The 17,449-nt window shown below is 69.9% G+C and carries 18 protein-coding genes and 3 pseudogenes; 6 read left to right on the top strand and 15 right to left on the bottom strand.

The genetic code is table 11. The features are described from left to right. Positions 1-67: 67 nt before the first annotated feature. The 3 genes from L2X99_RS04820 to L2X99_RS04810 form a co-directional block, all read right to left on the bottom strand. Positions 68-688, bottom strand: coding sequence for an HAD family hydrolase (locus L2X99_RS04820; protein WP_329608133.1), 621 nt, complete (start codon positions 686-688; stop codon positions 68-70). A gap of 136 nt (positions 689-824) precedes the next feature. Beyond that, the gene (locus L2X99_RS04815; RefSeq protein ID WP_236135694.1) at positions 825-1,703 is read right to left on the bottom strand and encodes an endonuclease domain-containing protein; all 879 of its coding nucleotides are present in this window, start codon (positions 1,701-1,703) and stop codon (positions 825-827) included. A 304-nt stretch (positions 1,704-2,007) separates the two neighbouring features. Then, positions 2,008-3,606, bottom strand: a complete 1,599-nt coding sequence (locus L2X99_RS04810) for an ABC-F family ATP-binding cassette domain-containing protein (RefSeq protein ID WP_236124812.1) — start codon at positions 3,604-3,606, stop codon at positions 2,008-2,010. Between the two features lie 155 nt (positions 3,607-3,761). Between L2X99_RS04810 and L2X99_RS04805 the strand changes: the two genes are divergently transcribed. The 5 genes and pseudogenes from L2X99_RS04805 (at position 3,762) to L2X99_RS18190 (ending at position 7,886) form a co-directional block, all read left to right on the top strand. Next, a complete protein-coding gene (locus tag L2X99_RS04805; protein ID WP_236124813.1) occupies positions 3,762-4,424 on the top strand; it encodes a DedA family protein in 663 nt (220 codons plus the stop codon). Then, positions 4,421-5,665 (top strand): annotated as a pseudogene (locus L2X99_RS18195) (sensor histidine kinase); the annotation flags it as partial. The gene L2X99_RS04805 and the pseudogene L2X99_RS18195, both read left to right, overlap by 4 nt. Positions 5,666-5,761: 96 nt before the next feature. After that, positions 5,762-6,433: a response regulator gene (locus tag L2X99_RS04795; protein ID WP_236126908.1), complete on the top strand. Its 672-nt coding sequence runs from the start codon at positions 5,762-5,764 to the stop codon at positions 6,431-6,433. 95 nt (positions 6,434-6,528) lie between these two features. Further along, positions 6,529-7,293, top strand: coding sequence for an acyltransferase family protein (locus tag L2X99_RS04790; RefSeq protein WP_236135693.1), 765 nt, complete (start codon positions 6,529-6,531; stop codon positions 7,291-7,293). 14 nt (positions 7,294-7,307) lie between these two features. Continuing rightward, positions 7,308-7,886, top strand: coding sequence for a hypothetical protein (locus tag L2X99_RS18190; RefSeq protein ID WP_329608132.1), 579 nt, complete (start codon positions 7,308-7,310; stop codon positions 7,884-7,886). An 18-nt stretch (positions 7,887-7,904) separates the two neighbouring features. On the opposite strand, the pseudogene L2X99_RS18185 reads toward L2X99_RS18190, so the two are convergent. From L2X99_RS18185 to L2X99_RS04770, 4 genes and pseudogenes are all read right to left on the bottom strand, one after another. Continuing rightward, positions 7,905-7,997 (bottom strand): annotated as a pseudogene (locus L2X99_RS18185) (CHY zinc finger protein); the annotation flags it as partial. Between the two features lie 142 nt (positions 7,998-8,139). Beyond that, complete coding sequence (locus tag L2X99_RS04780; protein ID WP_236124816.1) at positions 8,140-8,610, bottom strand: energy-coupling factor transporter transmembrane component T; 471 nt, start codon at positions 8,608-8,610, stop codon at positions 8,140-8,142. 67 nt (positions 8,611-8,677) lie between these two features. Beyond that, positions 8,678-9,373, bottom strand: coding sequence for an energy-coupling factor ABC transporter ATP-binding protein (locus L2X99_RS04775; protein ID WP_236135692.1), 696 nt, complete (start codon positions 9,371-9,373; stop codon positions 8,678-8,680). Then, positions 9,363-9,962, bottom strand: a complete 600-nt coding sequence (locus L2X99_RS04770; protein ID WP_236124818.1) for a biotin transporter BioY — start codon at positions 9,960-9,962, stop codon at positions 9,363-9,365. Before L2X99_RS04770 ends, L2X99_RS04775 begins: the two co-directional genes overlap by 11 nt. Positions 9,963-9,989: 27 nt before the next feature. On the opposite strand from L2X99_RS04770, the gene L2X99_RS04765 reads away from it, so the two are divergent. Next, positions 9,990-10,544, top strand: a complete 555-nt coding sequence (locus L2X99_RS04765; RefSeq protein ID WP_236135691.1) for a TetR family transcriptional regulator — start codon at positions 9,990-9,992, stop codon at positions 10,542-10,544. Here L2X99_RS04765 and L2X99_RS18180 read toward each other — a convergent pair. From L2X99_RS18180 to sufB, 8 genes and pseudogenes are all read right to left on the bottom strand, one after another. Further along, positions 10,507-11,049 carry an MFS transporter gene (locus L2X99_RS18180; protein WP_329608169.1) on the bottom strand — a complete coding sequence of 181 codons (543 nt, stop codon included), beginning with the start codon at positions 11,047-11,049 and terminating at the stop codon, positions 10,507-10,509. The two genes, L2X99_RS04765 and L2X99_RS18180, sit on opposite strands and share 38 nt — an antisense overlap. Positions 11,050-11,142: 93 nt before the next feature. Further along, positions 11,143-11,831 (bottom strand): annotated as a pseudogene (locus tag L2X99_RS18175) (MFS transporter); the annotation flags it as partial. Between the two features lie 113 nt (positions 11,832-11,944). After that, the gene (locus tag L2X99_RS04750; protein WP_236124825.1) at positions 11,945-13,105 is read right to left on the bottom strand and encodes a MalY/PatB family protein; all 1,161 of its coding nucleotides are present in this window, start codon (positions 13,103-13,105) and stop codon (positions 11,945-11,947) included. 141 nt (positions 13,106-13,246) lie between these two features. Next, complete coding sequence (locus L2X99_RS04745; RefSeq protein ID WP_116242845.1) at positions 13,247-13,576, bottom strand: metal-sulfur cluster assembly factor; 330 nt, start codon at positions 13,574-13,576, stop codon at positions 13,247-13,249. 9 nt (positions 13,577-13,585) lie between these two features. Then, the gene (sufC, locus tag L2X99_RS04740; RefSeq protein ID WP_236124826.1) at positions 13,586-14,356 is read right to left on the bottom strand and encodes a Fe-S cluster assembly ATPase SufC; all 771 of its coding nucleotides are present in this window, start codon (positions 14,354-14,356) and stop codon (positions 13,586-13,588) included. 33 nt (positions 14,357-14,389) lie between these two features. Next, on the bottom strand, positions 14,390-14,716 hold the full coding sequence (locus L2X99_RS04735) for a non-heme iron oxygenase ferredoxin subunit (protein ID WP_236124829.1): 327 nt from the start codon (positions 14,714-14,716) through the stop codon (positions 14,390-14,392). After that, positions 14,713-15,864 (bottom strand): Fe-S cluster assembly protein SufD, encoded by a 1,152-nt coding sequence (gene sufD / locus L2X99_RS04730; RefSeq protein WP_236124830.1) that lies wholly within the window; start codon positions 15,862-15,864, stop codon positions 14,713-14,715. Before sufD ends, L2X99_RS04735 begins: the two co-directional genes overlap by 4 nt. 3 nt (positions 15,865-15,867) lie before the next feature. Continuing rightward, positions 15,868-17,286, bottom strand: a complete 1,419-nt coding sequence (sufB, locus tag L2X99_RS04725) for a Fe-S cluster assembly protein SufB (RefSeq protein ID WP_236135690.1) — start codon at positions 17,284-17,286, stop codon at positions 15,868-15,870. Between the last annotated feature and the right edge of the window lie 163 nt (positions 17,287-17,449).

Raw genomic sequence — 17,449 nt, 5'->3', positions numbered from 1 at the left:
CGGATGCTTCGCCGCGGGGCCTCCGGGATGTGGCAGAAGCCCGAGTTGCTGCGGCATCCGGCGCCGGTCAGAGCAGGTCGAGCACCTGGCTCAGCGAACGGATGCTGCGAGAGCCGACAGTGGCGGCCTGGTGGCCGCCGTCGAAGTGCACGAAGCGCGTGCCGAGGTCTGCGGCGATCTCGCGGTCGTGATTCGTGTCGCCGATCATGAGCACCTCGTCGGGCGCGAAGGCTGAATCGCGCAGCCAGCCGGCGATCACATCGTGCTTCGACGGGTGGAAGGCATCGGCGATCGAGAGGATCTGATCGAAGCGTGCGGCCAACCCGTGCGGCTGCAGCTGACACGCGAGCAGGTCAGGCAGCGTCGCGGAAGCGAGCACCTGTGTCATCCCGCGAGCCGTCACGGCGGCAAGGGTCTCGTCCACGCCAGCATGCAGCGCTGCCTCGCCGGTGCGCCCCTCCAGCCAGGCGAGGTACTGCTCCGCGGCATCACGGAAGCGATCGTCGCCGATCCCGGCATCCGCGTAGAACTCGCGGATCGGGAAGCGGAACGTCGCGCGATAAGCCGCCAGGTCAGCGAACGGCTCGCAGCCGTGTTCGACGAGCACACGATTCATCACCTGCCGGCAGATCTCGACGTCGTCGAACAGCGTGCCGTTCCAGTCCCAGCAGATCGCGCGTATGCTCACCTCGGCATACTACGGCGTGGCAGCATCTCGGAGATCTGCACGAGCTCGGAGCCGACGGTGCGGCTGCCTCCGCGATGTTGCAGTTCCCCGAGGCCCAAGGGCGCAGGTCAGCGCGACGAGATGCCGACCGACGCGATCAGCGCTGCGCCAGGTGCAGGCCCTGCGCCACGGCGCGCATGATCAGGTCCTGGACCACATGCCACTCGTCCATGATCTGGCGGTAGCCGACCCGGATCACGTGGTACCCCATCAGACGCAGCTCGGCGTCATGCCGGATGTCCTCGTTGCGTTGCGTCCCGGTGTGCGTGGCGCCGTCGATCTGCAGGATGAGCCGGTCCCCGATCAGCAGATCGGTGCGATGCCCGGCGATCCAGATCTGGAATCTCAGCGGCAGGCCGAGCCAGTGCAGCCGGGTTCGCAGGTAGGTCTCGAGGCCCGAGTCCGCGAAGGGGATCGCCTCGGCGAGAAGATCACGTGCGACCCGCTTGAGCGGAAGCCGAGTCAGCGCCTCCCGACTCACCAGCTTCTGGTTCATCGCCGACTCCCACGTCGCGAGTGCCTGCTCGTGCGGCTGGCAGTCGGCGACAAGCGCGAGAACGTTCTCGATCGGGTCCTCCAACGCATCGGGATGCCTTGGGATAAGAGGCCTCGCCCAGTGCATGTGGACGTGCTCGGGCTTCCCTCCCCCGCTCCGGGGGTCTGCGGCCCAGTGCGGCTCAGACTCCTCGTCATGCACCCAGAGGCCCATCCGCTTCGCCTGCGTGACGCAGGACAGCACCACGCCGTGACGGGCGGCCTCCACCAGCATCCGATCGGCGCTCGGATCCGCGACCCATCCCTGCCTCACGCGATCGAGCGCCCCGACGCCGAGTGCGAGTCCGACGTCGTGCCGCGAGACGTGGTTGTCCCTCAGCGTGCTCACGCGCGCGACTCCGCCGAGCGCGCGAGTCGTCAGCAGTGCGCGCTCCGCCCGGTCCTCACCTGTCATGCCCGCCAGCTTGCCCGCCGTCGGCATCCGTACTCCCCGGAATCTCCCGATCGGTGCACAGCTGCCGGGGCCGACCCACCTGTGGAGGGCGAGTGCAGGCGCGGAGATCCGCAGCATTACGGAGAGATCTGCGCGGAAGCATCCGGGAATCTGCGGTTCTCCGAGATGCTGCCGCGGGCAACGCGCGAGCGGCTCCGCCACGAGCGTCGCAGCGCGGGACAAGTCCTCGGAGATCGGCAGTACGCCGGAGAGATCTGCGCGGAAGCATCCGCGATTCTGCGGTTCTCCGAGATGCTGCCGTGGCAGCTCCCGCCCAGTCAGCCGCGACGCCCTACGCGAGTTCGATGAGGTCCTGGTAGTCCTTGCTCCAGATGTCCTCGACGCCGTCGGGCAGGATCAGCACGCGCTCGGGGTTCAGCGACTCGACCGCTCCGGGGTCGTGCGAGACGAGCACCACCGCACCCTCGTAGTGCGCCAGCGCGCCGAGGATCTCCTCGCGCGAGGCGGGGTCGAGGTTGTTGGTCGGCTCGTCGAGCAGCAGCATGTTCGCCGACGACACCACCAGGGTCGCCAGCGACAGGCGGGTCTTCTCGCCGCCGGAGAGCACACCGGCCGGCTTGAGCACATCGTCTCCGGTGAACAGGAACGAGCCGAGCACCTTGCGCGCCTCGGTCTCGGTGATGTCGGGAGCGGCCGACATCATGTTCTGCAGCACCGAACGACTCACGTCGAGGTTCTCGTGCTCCTGCGCGTAGTATCCGATCTTCAGACCGTGCCCGGGCTCGAGCTGTCCGGTGTCGGACTCGTCGACGCCGGCGAGGATGCGCAGCAGCGTCGTCTTCCCGGCACCGTTGAGCCCCAGCACGACCACCTTCGAGCCCCGGTCGATCGCGAGATCGACATCGGTGAAGATCTCCAGCGAGCCGTACGACTTCGACAGGCCGGACGCCATGAGCGGCGTCTTGCCGCAGGGCGCCGGCTTCGGGAAGCGCAGCTTCGCGACCCGATCCACCTGACGCACCTCCTCCAGCCCGGAGAGAAGCTTCTCGGCGCGCGCGACCATCTGGTGCGCTGCAGCGGCCTTCGACGCCTTCGCGCCGAACCGCGCGGCCTGCAGCTGCAGCTGGGTGGCCTTCTTCTCGGCGTTGGCGCGCTCCTTCTTGCGGCGCTCCTCGTCGGCCACCCGCTGACGCTGGTAGTTGCGCCAGTTCATGTTGTAGATGTCGATGACCTGGCGGTTCGCGTCCAGGTAGAACACCCGGTTCACGGTCTCGCCGACCAGCTCGACGTCGTGGCTGATCACGATCAGCCCGCCCTTGTAGCCCTTGAGGAACTCGCGCAGCCACACGACGCTGTCCGCGTCGAGGTGGTTGGTGGGCTCGTCGAGGATCATCGTGCCGGCATCCGAGAACAGGATGCGGGCCAGCTCGATGCGCCGGCGCTGACCGCCGGAGAGCGTCTTCAGCGGCTGGTCCAGGATGCGATCCGGAAGCGAGAGGTTGTGCGCGATGGATGCCGCCTCGGCCTCGGCGGCGTACCCGCCCATGGCCTCGAACCGCTCGGTGAGGTTCGCGAACCGGCGCATGGCCTTGTCGGCGACCTTCGGGTCGTCGGACGCCATCTCGTGCGACGCGGTCGCGATGCCGAGCTGCAGAGTGCCGAGGCCGCGGGCATCGAGGATGCGGGTGCGCGCCAGCATCTCGGGATCGCCGGAACGGGGATCCTGCGGCAGGTAGCCGAGTTCGCCCGACTTGGTGACCTTGCCCTCCGAGGGCAGCAGGTCTCCGGCGAGCACCTTCGTCAAGGTGGTCTTGCCCGCGCCGTTGCGGCCGACCAGTCCGATCTTGTCGCCGTCGGCGACGCGGAAGGACACGCCCGACATCAGCACACGGGCGCCGACGCGGATCTCGAGGTCGTGCACGGCGAGCACAGCAGCATCCGTTCTTCAAAGGGTGAGGGAGGATGGCCGAATGGCCAGCTGATCAGTATACGTGGCCGACCTGAGCGAGAACGGTACCTGAGTATGACGCGGTTGATCCCCCGGGTTGATGTGCGGCCCCACCACCGCTTCCTACCGTCGTATACGTGGACGTCATCAATGCCTTCATCCTGACCGCCGCCGCCTCGCCGTGGCTGCTGCTCGTCATGTTCGCCGTGGCCGCGATCGACGCCGTCTTCCCGCCTGTGCCGAGCGAGACGGTGCTCGTCGCCGGCGCCGCCGCCGCGGCGGCGACCGGCGGCTGGCCCACGATCCTCGCCCTCGTCCTGGCCGCCGCGCTCGGCGCGATGCTCGGCGACAACCTGGCATACGCTCTCGGCCGCGCGATCGGCACGAAGAGGTTCCGCTGGATGGAGCGCCCGCGCATCGCGGCGGCATTCGAGCACGCCGAGCACATGCTCGCGCGCCGTGGCGCGACGCTGATCATCGGCGCCCGCTACATCCCGGTGGGTCGTGTCGCGGTGAACATCTCCGCCGGCGCCCTCGGATACCCGTGGCGCCGGTTCCTTCCGGTCAGCCCCATCGCGGCGACCACCTGGGCGCTGTACGGCGCGACGATCGGCATCCTCGCGGGCAGCTGGCTGGCGAATCAGCCGTTCCTGGCGGCGGTGCTCGGCGTCGTGTTCGCCGTCGCCGTGGGCATCGTCGTCGACCGCATCGGGGCATCCCGTCGTCGTCGCCGCGCCGGCCGCGAGACCGGCGCAGACGAGGATGCGGCACGACCGGAGCCCGCGCAGATGGCAGGATGACTGCTATGCGGAGGACGGCGGAGCGCAGATCCGCGCGCAGGGCGGCGCACGCCGAACAGGAAACCGCGCGCAAGGCGGCGAAGGCGGAGGAGAGGACCGCACGCCGCGGGAAGCCCTCCCGCATCGCCGTGATGTTCCGCCGTCTGCGCGACCGGGAGACCGCCCAGGTCGCCGTGCTGTCGGTCATCGCGGTGACGCTGTACCCGGTCCTCGTGCCGGTGCACGTGCAGCTCTACGGCAGCTACCTTCCCATGGTCATGATCCTCGGCGCGGCGGCCGTCACGGCGCCGCTCATCAGCAGGCACAGGCCGCGCACGGCCATCGCCGCGTTCCTCGTCGCCGCAGTCCTGCTCCCGCTGATGGCAGCCCTTCCCGAGACGGCGACCTCTGCGCCCTGGCCGTGGTCGGTGCCGATGATCATCGCCTTCGTCGTGTTCCTCTTCGCTCTCACGCTGCAGCACGGCTGGCGGTACGGGCTCTTCGTGCTGATCGCCGGTACGATCCTGGTGATGGTGCCGGCCGGCGTCGTTCCCGATGCCGCTGTCTCGGGTGCGGTGATCGCCGACCTCATCGTCACCGCATCGGTCGCCTCCGCGGCGTTCCTCATCGCCGTGCTCGCCGCCGGTCAGCTCCGCATCAGCGACGAATTGACCCGGGAACGTGCGCAGTCCGCGCAGGAGCAGGCTCGCCGCGAGCTCGTCGAGGAGCGCACGCGCATCGCCCGTGAACTGCACGACGTGGTCGCGCACAGCATGTCGCTCATCCAGGTGCAGGCCTCGACGGCGCGCTACCGTCTTCCCGACATGCCGGATGACGCCGCATCGGAGTTCGAAGACATCGCCGCGACAGCCCGCTCCTCGCTCGGGGAGATGCGCCGCATTCTCGGCGTCCTGCGCACCGCCGACCACGCAGCAGACCTCGCGCCGCAGCGCGGCATCGATCATCTCGGTGCGCTGGTCGAGACCACCCGTCGGGCCGGCGCCGACGTCGCCCTCTCCGGACGCATCGCGGGCGACGTCGACGCGGCCGTGCAGATCGCGCTCTACCGCATCACCCAGGAGGCGCTGAGCAACGCCGTCCGGCACGCGCCGGGCGCGAAGATCGCCGTCGCGCTCGACGAGACGGCCGACGAGGTCTTCGTGCGGGTCGTCAACGCCCGTCCCGTCGAACGGGCTCCGCAGGGAGCGGGCGGCGGCCATGGCCTGCGCGGCATGTCCGAGCGCGCCGAGATCCTCGGCGGTGCTGTGCAGGCGGGACCGGATGCTGCGGGAGGATGGGCGGTGTCCGCACGGCTGCCGCCGGCATCCCGCATCCGGCGCCGAACAGGAGGGAACCGCATGACGATCCGCGTACTCGTGGCCGACGACCAGGGCATGGTGCGCGCGGGCTTCGCCGCGCTGCTCGACGCCCAGGACGGCATCTCGGTGGCCGGGCAGGCCGCGGACGGCGAGGAGGCGGCGCGGCTGTCGGCTCGGCTCGATCCCGACGTCATCCTGATGGACGTGCGGATGCCGGAGCTCGACGGCATCGCCGCCACGCGGCGCATCCTCGGCCCCTCCTATCCGTCGGCGCACGTCCCGCGCATCCTGATGCTGACGACGTTCGACATCGACGACTACGTCTACGACGCGCTCGAGGCGGGCGCGAGCGGGTTTCTGCTCAAGGACGCGCTGCCCGACGACCTTGTGCACGCCGTGCGGGTGATCGCCTCCGGAGATGCGCTGCTGTCGCCGCGCGTGACCCGGCGGATGATCGAGCACTTCTCGTCGCGGCGGCCGCACGCCCGCCGAATCGACCCGGCGTACGCGGAGCTCACCGAGCGCGAGCGCGAGGTGCTGGTGCTGATCGCCCAGGGTCGCTCGAACTCTGAGATCGCCGGCGAGCTGTTCATCGCCGAGCAGACCGTGAAGACCCACGTCGGGAAGGTCTTCGCCAAGCTCGGGCTGCGCGACCGCGTGCACGCGGTGATCTACGCCTACGACAACGGCCTGGTCGAGCCGGCCGCCTGATACTCCGGTACGACGCAGGACGACACCGTCGCGGGATGCCAGGCCGGATGCCGCGTCCATAACCTCCGAGGACACCACGATCCCCGGAGGTCCCGATGTCCCCATCCGCCGCCGCCCGCACCGGGCGCGACCACGCGATCGACCTGCTCCGCGCCCTGTGCGTGACAGCCGTCGTCGTGCTGCATTCCCTCATGGTCGGGGTCACGGTCACCGCCGACGGCCCGGTGTTCGCCAACGCCGGAGACTCCGGCTGGTGGCTCGTGCCGGTCAGCTGGGTGCTGCAGGTGATGCCGCTGTTCTTCGTGATCGGGGGCTTCGCCGGCATCACCGCGTACGAACGGATGCCGGAGGGCTCGGCGACCTCGTTCGTCGCCACCCGTCTGCACCGCCTGCTGCTGCCCGCGCTGGCGGTGATCGCCGCCGCCGGGATCGGGCTGTCCGCACTCGCGCTCGCCGGCGTCCCGGCCGAACTCGTCGCCGTCGCGGGCTACCGGTTCGGGCAGCCTCTCTGGTTCCTCGCGGTGTTCCTGCTCGCGCAGTCTCTGCTGCCGATCCTCGTCCGTGCGCACCGCAGGGCGCCGTACGTCACGATCGCCGTGCTGGCCGCCTGCGCGGTCGGGGTCGACCTCGCACGCGCCGCGACGGGCCTCGACGCCATCGGATTCCTGAACCTCGGCTTCGTCTGGCTCACCATGCAGCAGCTCGGATTCCTCCTGGCGGACGGGCGCATCGACGCACTGTCGCGACAGGCACGCATTGGCATCGGTGCGGCGGCCCTCGCCATGCTCGTCGCGTCCTTCCTCACGGGGGCGTACTCCCCGACCTCATCGCCAACATCAACCCGCCGACGGCAGCGCTGATCCTCGTCGGCGTCGTGCACACCGCCGCGTACTCGCTGCTGCGCGCGCCGATCGCCTCCTTCGCCGCACGGCCTCGTGCCCGTGCCTTCGCCGGATTCGTCTCGGAGCGTGCGATGACCATCTACCTCTGGCATATGACCGTGCTGCTGGCGCTCGCCGGTGCATCGGCGCTGCTGGCGACCGCCGGCATGCTCGATCTGCCGGCACCGGCTTCGCCGGGCTGGTGGCTGGGGCGCCCGGTCTGGCTGGCACTCGCACTGGGGATCACCGCGCTGATCAGCCTGCGTCTGTCGAGCATCGAGGCGATCCGTCTGCCGAGGAGGTCGCTCGGAGCCGGCCCGGTCGCGGTCGCGGCGGCACTCGGCACGGCCGGGATCGTGCTCCTGCTGGTGCACGGCACCTCCACGACGACGGTGATCGCCGCGCTCACGGCCCTTGCCGGTGCGCTCGCGATCGTGACGCCGGTGCGGTCACTCGAAGTACAGGGAGTGATGCAGCGCGCAGCGCGGATTGAACGCGGTCCCGCATCCGGCGCACTCGGCGGCCGCGCGGTACTCCGCGACGCTCATGCCGCGGGCGCACACACCGCATAGCGCCGCCTCGACCCCGCCCTGCGCCGCCGGCCACACCGTACGCGGGTGGTCGGCGGCCTCGTCGTGGCAGTGCACACAGGGGTACCACTCGCCGCAGCAGTGGAACCGCATAGCCACCACATCCGGACTCGTGCGGTAGTGCTCGCACCGCGTCTGCGCGTCGACGACCGCGCCTCGGATCAGACGCTCGCCCACGCGGATCATCGGAGGACACCCCTCGCCGCGAGCGCGTCCCCGACGTCGTCGGCATGCTTCATCGTGAGCACCAGCAGCGGCAGCGCCGCGCGCACGCCGAGCCGCGTCCCCGTGCCCGCTGCGCGTCACGCACCTGCTCGGCGAGGCCGGCGATCACCGGCACCATCGCGATGGTGAGCGAGATCGTCAGCGCGACGGCCTCGGCATCGACGCCGAGGCGCCGGAGCGGCCGCAGCACACGCTCCAGAACAGCCAGCAGATCACCCATACGGGTCGTCCTTGTGACGAGGTCAGCGAGCAGCACGAGAGCGACGACCCTGCCGGTGTTCACGGCGGCCGTCTCCGGTCCCGCGAACAGCCATAGCCCTCCGCCGAGCACCAGCACGATCCAGCGCAGCCGCCACCAGGCGTCCACCAGCATCGACACCGGAAGACCGGCGATCGGGTACACCACGGACACCGCCGGCACGACGAGGAGCATCCCGATCGCGTCCGGCCGCCAGAGGGAGAGCGCCAGCGCGCAGACCACCAGTCCTGCGAGCTTCGCCCCGCGGGCAGCCGATGCAGGACGCCCCCGCCGGAGTGGTACAGCGCGATCATGTGCAGCTCGCCCGGTACTCCTCGATCACCTCTGCGGGGTCGCCCTGCGCTCGCACCCGGCCGTCCTCGAACAGCACCGCGTCGTCGCAGCGCGCGGCGAGCTCGAGGTCGTGCGTGACCAGCACGAGTCGCGACTCCCGTGCCAGCAGCAGATCACCGATGCGGCGGGCGTTGCGCAGATCGAGCAGGGTGGTCGGCTCATCCGCGACGACGAGCTCGGGTCCGGTCACCAGCACGGATGCCAGGGCGAGGAGCTGCCTCTGACCGCCGGACAGCGCGGCCGCGGGGACGTCGCCCCGACCCGCCAGACCGTACTCGTCGAGCACCACCTCGATCCGATCCCGCAGCCGCTGCCGCGGCGTCCCCCGCAGCGACAGCGCCAGATCCTCCGCGGGCGTGGGCATCAGGATCTGTGCCTCAGGGTTGGTGAAGACGAACCCGACCCGGCTCCGCAGCTCCTTCGCGTCGCGCACGGGATCGAGTCCGAGCACCCGCAGCCGGCCGGAGGTCGGCAGCCGCAGCCCGTTCAGCAGGCGGGCGAACGTGGACTTTCCCGAGCCGTTCCCGCCGATCACGGCGGTGCGCTGCGCGGTCAGTCGCACGGTGACGTCCACGAGGATCGGGCGACCCTCCGCCTCGACCCCGATCCCCTCGAGCCAGATCGAGGTGTCCGTCGCCGTCTCAGACCGCATGGACCGCCGCCGCACGACTCTCGAACGCGCGCGGGTAGGCGCGGTGCAGGGCGACGGCCAGCAGGGTCGCCGCCGCCGCCTTCAGCAGGTCGCCGGGCAGGAAGGCGAGGCTGGAGAGCGCGGTGGGCGCGAGCGGGACGCCGGTGACGAGCGCCTGCACCGGGATGCCGAAGAGGTAGACGACGAGGATGCCGCCCACGACCGCACCGAGACCGGCCCGCCACCAGACGAACCTCCCCCGGTGGGCGATCAGCCCGATCACGACGGCGCCCGCGACCCAGCCGAGCAGATACCCCGCGGAGGGACCGACGAACACGCCGAGGCCGCCACGCCCGCCGGCGAGCACCGGGAGACCGATCGCGGCGAGGGCCAGCACCAGCAGCACGGCCAGCGCCCCGCGGCGCGCGCCGAGCACGAGTCCGGCGAGCATCACGCCGAGCGTCTGGGCGGTGATCGGCACGCCACCGGGGAGCGGCACCACGACCATGCCGAGCACGACGATCAGCGCCGCGAAAACGGCGATGCGCGCCAGATCGGCGCCGAGAGGACGGGGGATGCAGACACGAGAAACCTCCTGAACACTGTTCACCTGAACGCCGTTCAGTATACTTGTCGCATGGCACCAGGACGACACGACCGCGACTCCGTGACGACGCTCGCTCTCGACCTGCTCGACCGCGTCGGCCTCCCCGACCTGTCCATGCGCCGACTGGCTGCAGAGCTCGACGTGCAGCCGAGCGCGCTGTACTGGCACTTCGCCAGCAAGCAGGAGCTGCTGGCCGCTGTGGCCGACCGCATCCTCTCCGGAGTCCCCCGTCCGTCAGCAGGCACCGACGTCGCCGAGGTCGCCGCCGGCATCCGCGACGCGCTGCTCGCCTACCGCGACGGTGCCGAGGTCGTGATGTCGACCTATGCGCTGCGCCTGGGCACGCGCCGCGCGCAGGACGCACTGCAGACGGTCCTCGGCGACGCGGCGTCCGCCGACGCGCTGTTCGAGTTCGTCCTGGGCCACACCACCCTGGTGCAGCAGCGCATGCATGCCCAGAGCGTCGGCGCCACGACGGAGGCCGCGCACGACCCCACTCAGGATCTCGACGCCGTGTTCCGCGCCGGCATCCGGGCCTTCGCCGCGCTCAGCCCTGCGACGGATCAGCAGCCGGTGCAGCGCTGAGCGCCGCCGCGGCAGTCCCCTCCGGACCGTCGCCGAGACGGAGCCCGGGGATCGCGGCGATCAGCAGCACGACCACCGCCAGGCCGAACACGACGGGGAACCCGGAACCCGCGACGGGCAGGCTGACGAAGAGCAGTCCGGCGATCGCGATCGTGACCGCCGACCCCGTGGAGTCCGAGATCGACAGCGCCGAGGAGTTGAACCCCTCATCGGCCGGGATTGAGTAGGCCAGCGTGAGCACGGTGAGCCGCGGGTAGAGCAGTCCCATCCCGCCGCCGGCGAAGCCCCAGAGCACGACGACCGCCCACGGGGAGGAGTGCAGGGCCGCGATCACGAGCACGCCTCCGAAGGCGACCAGCATGAGCGCGGTGCTGATCACGACCATCCGCCGGCTGCCCAGCCGGTCGCCGTACCGGCCCTGCACGGCGGAGCCGCCCGACCAGGCCAGCGCCGACACGGTGAGGGCGAGCCCGGCGATCGTCGGGCTGAAGTCGAACCGCTCCATGAGCATCTTCGGCACGTACGCCTCAGCCGCGAAGAACGCCCCGGCGGCGAGTCCGCGCATGAGCACGACGCTCGGCAGACGCGGTGCGGCCCGCAGCGTGCCGGAGGGCATCAGCGGGCGGATGGCCGCGCCGATCACCGCGATCGAGACCAGAGCGAGCGGCCATCCCGCCATCGGCGGCGCGTCGGCGGCGAATCCGACCGCGACCGCCGCCACCGCCACGACCACCGCGAGGAGGATCCGCCGTCCGATCCGTGCGCCGGTCGCCGGAGCCTCCGCCGTGCGTGCCTCGGCGTCCTCCGGATGCGCGTTCAGGTCGATGCCGCGCAGGCGCACCGCGACCAGCAGGAAGGCGACGGCGGTGAGCACGGCGACGCCGAGGAACGCCCACCTCCAATGCAGGTACTGCGCCACCGCACCCGCCAGGAACGGACCGACCATCGACGGCACCACCCATGCCGCGGCGTAGGCCGCGAAGATGCGCCCGTGCAGCTGGGGCGGGTACACCCTGGCCACGACGACGTACAGGGCGACGGTCTGCCCTCCCCGCCGAGTCCCTGCACGAGCCTGCCGAGGACGAACACGTACATGTCCGTCGCCAGCCCCGCGATCAGCAGACCGGCGATGAAGAGCGCGATCGCGGTGTACAGCGGCGCGCGGGGGCCGACACGGTCGCTCCAGGCGCCGGAGGCCACCATCCCGATGACGCCGGTCGCCAGGGTCCCGGCGAAGGCGACGGCGAACAGCGCCTCGCCGTGCAGATCTGTGGCGACGACAGGCATCACCGTGGTGACGGCGAGCGCCTCGATCGCGGCGAGGAAGATCAGGACGACCGAACCGATCGTGATGCCCAGCCGCCGGCCGTCCCAGATCGTCGCTTCGGAGGCCTCGGCGCTCACGAGCCGACCAGCGGCGCGATGCGCTGCACGGCCTCACGGATGATCTCGGGGCCGGTGCCGAAGTTCAGCCGCACGTGCCCCCGACCCTCGGCGCCGAAGGCCGGGCCGAAGTGCAGCGCCACCTTCGCCTCTCGGAGGATGCGCTTCGCGGGATCGTCTCCCCAGCCGAGATCGGTGAGATCGATCCAGGCGAGATAACCGGCCTCCGGCATCCGGTACCGGGCGCCGGGCAGGTGCTTGGCCAGCAGCGTGCCGAGCAGCCGGCGGTTCTCGTCGAGGGCGGCGAGCAGACCGTCCAGCCATGCATCGCTCTCGGGAGAGAAGGCGGCCACCGCCGCGAGCAGCCCGAACTGCCCGGTGCGCCACTCCACCTCGACCGGCAGGCCGCGGAGCACCGCGGTGTGCTCGTCACAGGCGGCGATCATCACGGCGCACTTCAGCCCCGCGAGGTTGAACGCCTTGCTGGCGCTGGTCACGGCGAACCCGACGCGCGCCGCCGCCTCGGATGCCGCGAGGAACGGCGTGAATCCGGCAGCCGGCTGCACGAGTGGCGCGTGGATCTCGTCGGAGACGACCACCGCGCCGTGCCGCTCGGCGATCTCGGCCAGCTCGGCGAGCGACCTCGCGCTGTGCACCGAGCCGGTCGGATTGTGCGGATTGCACAGCAGCACGGCCCGCGCGCCACCGCCGAGGGCGGCGTCGATTCCGGCAAGGTCGAGTTCCCATCCCGACCCGGTGTCGTGCAGCGGCACCCGCTCGACGACACCGCCGGCCTCGTAGACGAGTTCGAAGAACGGCGGATACACCGGAGGCGTGACGACCACGCGCTCCCCCGGCGCGATCACGCGGCGCAGGATCTCGACGATCCCCATGCTCACGTCTGCGGTGGAGCGGATGCCGGAGGGGTCGGGGCTCCAGCCGAACCGGCGCCGGGCGAAGGCCGCGTAGGCGTCCGCGAGCGGCGTCTGGGAGGCGACGTATCCCGTGTCGCCGATTCGCACCGCGCGCTCCAGCGCCGCGGTGATCGCCGGCGCGAGCGGGAAGTCCGTCTCGGCGACGAACATCGGCAGGACGTCCGCCGGATACTCCCGCCACTTCTCGCTCGAGCGCCGGCGCAGGACGTCGAGAGGAAGGGCGCGGATGGGAGCGGCAGTCATAGGAACGAGCCTATCGACGCCGCCAGGGTCGTTGAGCGAGCGAAACGAGACGAAACGCCCCAGGAATACCTGAGGCGTGTCGTCTCGTCGCTGCTGCGTGTCGTCTTGTCGCTGCGCTCCTCGCGGGGCGACCGGATGATCTCAGATCGCGAAGCCGAGAGCGCGCATCATGTCGCGCCCGTCGTCGGTGATCCGCTCAGGACCCCACGGCGGCATCCACACCCAGTTGATGCGGAACCGGTCCACCACGTTGTCCAGTGCCTGCGCGGTCTGCTCCTCGAGCACGTCGGTGAGCGGGCATCCGGCGCTGGTCAGGGTCATGTGGATGACGAGTGCGTCGTTCTCGTCGTCCCAGGCGAGATCGTAGATCAGTCCCAGGTCGACGACGTTGATCCCGAGCTCGGGATCCATGACATCCTTCAGAGCCTCGGTGACCTCGTCGTACTTCTCGTCGGTCAGCGTTGCGGTCATGGCCTCAGCCTACGCTTCGATGGGAGCGGCGGGGTCGAGGAATCGGTCGTAGCCCTCGTCCTCGAGGCGGTCGGCCAGCTCGGGACCGCCCTCTTCGACGATCTTGCCCGCGACGACCACGTGCACGAACTGCGGGCGGATGTAGCGCAGGATGCGGGTGTAGTGCGTGATCAGCAGCACGCCGAGGTTCGTCTCCTCCTTGGCGCGGTTCACACCCTCCGAGACGATCTTCAGCGCGTCCACGTCGAGGCCGGAATCGGTCTCGTCGAGCACGGCGAACTTCGGCTTGAGCACCTCCAGCTGCAGGATCTCGTGGCGCTTCTTCTCGCCGCCGGAGAAGCCCTCGTTGACGTTGCGCTGAGCGAACTTCGGGTCCATGCGCAGGTTGGTCATCGCCGACTTGACGTCCTTGGTCCACTGCCGGATCGACGGCGCCTCGCCGTCGAGCGCGGTCTTCGCGGTGCGCAGGAAGTTGGTCACGGTGACACCGGGGATCTCGACCGGGTACTGCATGGCCAGGAACAGGCCGGCGCGGGCGCGCTCGTCGACGGTCATCGCGAGGACGTCCTCACCGTCGAAGGTGATCGTGCCCTGGGTGACGGTGTACTTCGGGTGTCCGGCGATCGTGTAGGCCAGCGTCGACTTGCCGGAGCCGTTCGGGCCCATGATGGCGTGGGTCTCGCCGGTCTTGATCGTCAGATCGATGCCGTTGAGGATGGGGGTGGTTCCGGCATCCGTCTCGACCGTCACGTGCAGGTCGCGGATCTCAAGAACAGACATTCAGAATTCCTTCGTTTCTCGTGCGACTGCGGCTCAGGCCGCGACCGTCGCACTCGGGTCGATGAGCACGTCGTCTCCGTCGATCGTGACGGTGTAGACCGGGACGGGCTCGAAAGCGGGGAGGTTGAGGGGCTTGCCGGTGATGAGCGAGAACTGGGAGCCGTGCGCCCAGCACTCCAGCGTCTCGCCCTCGACGAAGCCCTCGGACAGCGAGATGTCGCCGTGGGTGCAGGTGTCGCCGATCGCGTGCACGACGTCGTTCGAGTCGCGAACCACGGCGATCGGCTTGCCGTCGAGCACCACGCGCAGGGGCGTGTCCTGCTCGAGCTCGCTCAGGGCGCAGGCGCGCTGCGCGGTCACCCGTTCACCTCGGCGAGCTCGGCCTCGATGGCGATCATGAGCTCCTCCTCCAGCGAGGGGATGCCGAGGCGCTGGACGATGTCGCTGAGGAAGCCGAGCACGACCAGACGCCGCGCCTGCTCCTCGTCGATCCCGCGTGCCTGCAGGTAGAAGAGCTGCTCGTCGTCGAAGCGACCGGTGGCGCTGGCGTGGCCGGCACCCAGGATGTCGCCGGTCTCGATCTCGAGGTTCGGGATCGAGTCGGCGCGGGCGCCCTCGGTCAGCACCAGGTTGCGGTTCGCCTCGTAGGAGTCGGTGCCGACCGCGTCGGCGCCGATGAGCACGTCGCCGATCCACACGCTGTGTGCGCTCTCGCCCTGCAGCGCACCCTTGTAGAGCACGTCGCCGACCGTGTGAGCGCCCTTGTGGTACAGGTACACCTGCGACTCGAGGTGCTGCCCGGCGTCGGCGTAGGACAGTCCGTACAGGCGGCCCTGCGCGCCGTTTCCGGCGAGCTCGACGTTCGGGTTCACGCGGACCAGACCGCCGCCGAAGCTGACGACCGAGTGGGTGAGCGCGGCGTCTCGACCGACCTGCACCTGGTGGGATGCCGCGTGCACGGCGTCGTCCTGCCACTGCTGCACGCTGACCACGGTGAGCTTCGCGCCGTCGCGGACCAGGATCTCGACATTCTGCGCGTACTGGGCGGAGCCCAGGTGGCGCAGCAGCACGGTGGCCGAGCTGTTGACGCCGGCCTCGATCACGATGTGGCCGTCGGCGCGGCGCTCAGCGCCCTGGCCGGTGACTGTCACGACGATGGGTTCGGCGACCTCGGCGTCCTGCGGGATGTCGATGTGCAGCGCCTCGACCGCGCCCTTCCAGGCCACGGCGGAGACGACGTCCTCGGGGCGGAAGAACTCGCCGCGCGGAGCGGTGCCCGCCGCGAGCGGTGCGCCCACGAACTGGTCCGAGCTGACCTCGTAGGTCACTCCGTCGTTCTGCGACGCGACCTCGAACAGGGCGCGCAGCTTCTCGACGGGCGTGTGCTTCCAGTTGACCTCACGGCCGTTCGGTGCGCCGAAGTCGTCCGGCTCGAACGAGTGCGGCCGCTCTGAACGGGTCTGCACCGGCACGAAGGCAGGCTCGACCTCGATGTATGCGGTTGTCACGGGTCAGCCCACCGAACCTTCCATGCCCATCTCGATGAGCTTGTTGAGCTCCATCGCGTACTCCATCGGCAGCTCGCGCGCGATCGGCTCGATGAAGCCGCGCACGATCATCGCCATCGCCTCGTCCTCCGGCATCCCGCGGGACTGCAGGTAGAACAGCTGCTCCTCGCTGACCTTCGAGACGGTCGCCTCGTGGCCCAGCTGCACGTCGTCGACGCGGATGTCGATCGCCGGGTAGGTGTCGGAGCGGGACTGCGTGTCGACCAGCAGCGCATCGCAGCGCACGGTGTTCGCGGAGTGGTGCGCGGACGGGTCCACTCGCACCTCACCGCGGTAGCCGGCGCGACCGCCGCCGCGGGCGATCGACTTCGAGACGATCGACGACTGCGTGTACGGCGCCATGTGGATCATCTTCGCGCCGGCGTCCTGGTGCTGGCCGGGACCGGCGAAGGCGACCGACAGGGTCTCGCCCTTGGCGTGCTCGCCCATCAGGTAGATCGACGGGTATTTCATCGTCACCTTGGAGCCGATGTTGCCGTCGACCCATTCCATGGTGGCGCCCTCGTGCGCCACGGCGCGCTTGGTGACCAGGTTGTAGACGTTGTTCGACCAGTTCTGGATCGTCGTGTAGCGCACGCGGGCGTTCTTCTTCACGATGATCTCGACCACGGCCGAGTGCAGCGAGTCGGACTTGTAGATCGGGGCGGTGCAGCCCTCGATGTAGTGCACGTAGCTGTCCTCGTCGGCGATGATCAGCGTGCGCTCGAACTGGCCCATGTTCTCGGTGTTGATCCGGAAGTACGCCTGCAGCGGGATCTCGACGTGCACGCCCTTCGGCACGTAGACGAACGAGCCGCCCGACCACACGGCCGTGTTCAGCGCGGCGAACTTGTTGTCGCCGGGCGGGATGACGGTGCCGAAGTACTCCTCGAAGAACTCCGGGTGCTCGCGCAGCGCGGTGTCGGTGTCCATGAAGATGACGCCCTGCGCCTCGAGGTCCTCGCGGATCTGGTGGTAGACCACCTCGGACTCGTACTGGGCGGCGACGCCGGCGACCAGGCGCTGGCGCTCGGCCTCGGGGATCCCCAGACGCTCGTAGGTCTCGCGGATGTCGGCGGGGAGGTCCTCCCACGACTGCGCCTGCTTCTCTGTGGAGCGGACGAAGTACTTGATGTTGTCGAAGTCGATGTCGCTGAGGTCTGCGCCCCAGGTCGGCATCGGCTTGCGGCCGAACAGGCCGAGACCCTTCAGACGGGTCTTCAGCATCCATTCCGGCTCGTTCTTGAGGCCGGAGATGTCGCGCACGACGGCTTCGCTCAGGCCGCGCTTCGCACTGGCGCCGGCGACGTCCTCATCGTGCCAGCCGAATTCGTACACCCCCAGACCTTCGAGCTCGGGGCGGTCGATCAGCACATCCGACATACACACTCTCCTCTACAGGCCGCAAACGGTGTCATCCGCCCCGGCATGCCCGACCCCCGTCGAGTGACCGGGGATGGGATGCCGCTGTGGGGCCCTCATCAGCGACGCGTTCATCGCGCCTAAACTGTTGCTGATGCGTCTCGCGCTCGGCGCGCGCATCGCA

Origin of the sequence: Microbacterium sp. KUDC0406 (assembly GCF_021582875.1) — a bacterium.
GTDB lineage: Bacteria > Actinomycetota > Actinomycetes > Actinomycetales > Microbacteriaceae > Microbacterium.
Note: the sequence above shows the minus strand (reverse complement) of the source record. Positions and strands in the feature narration are given on the sequence as shown.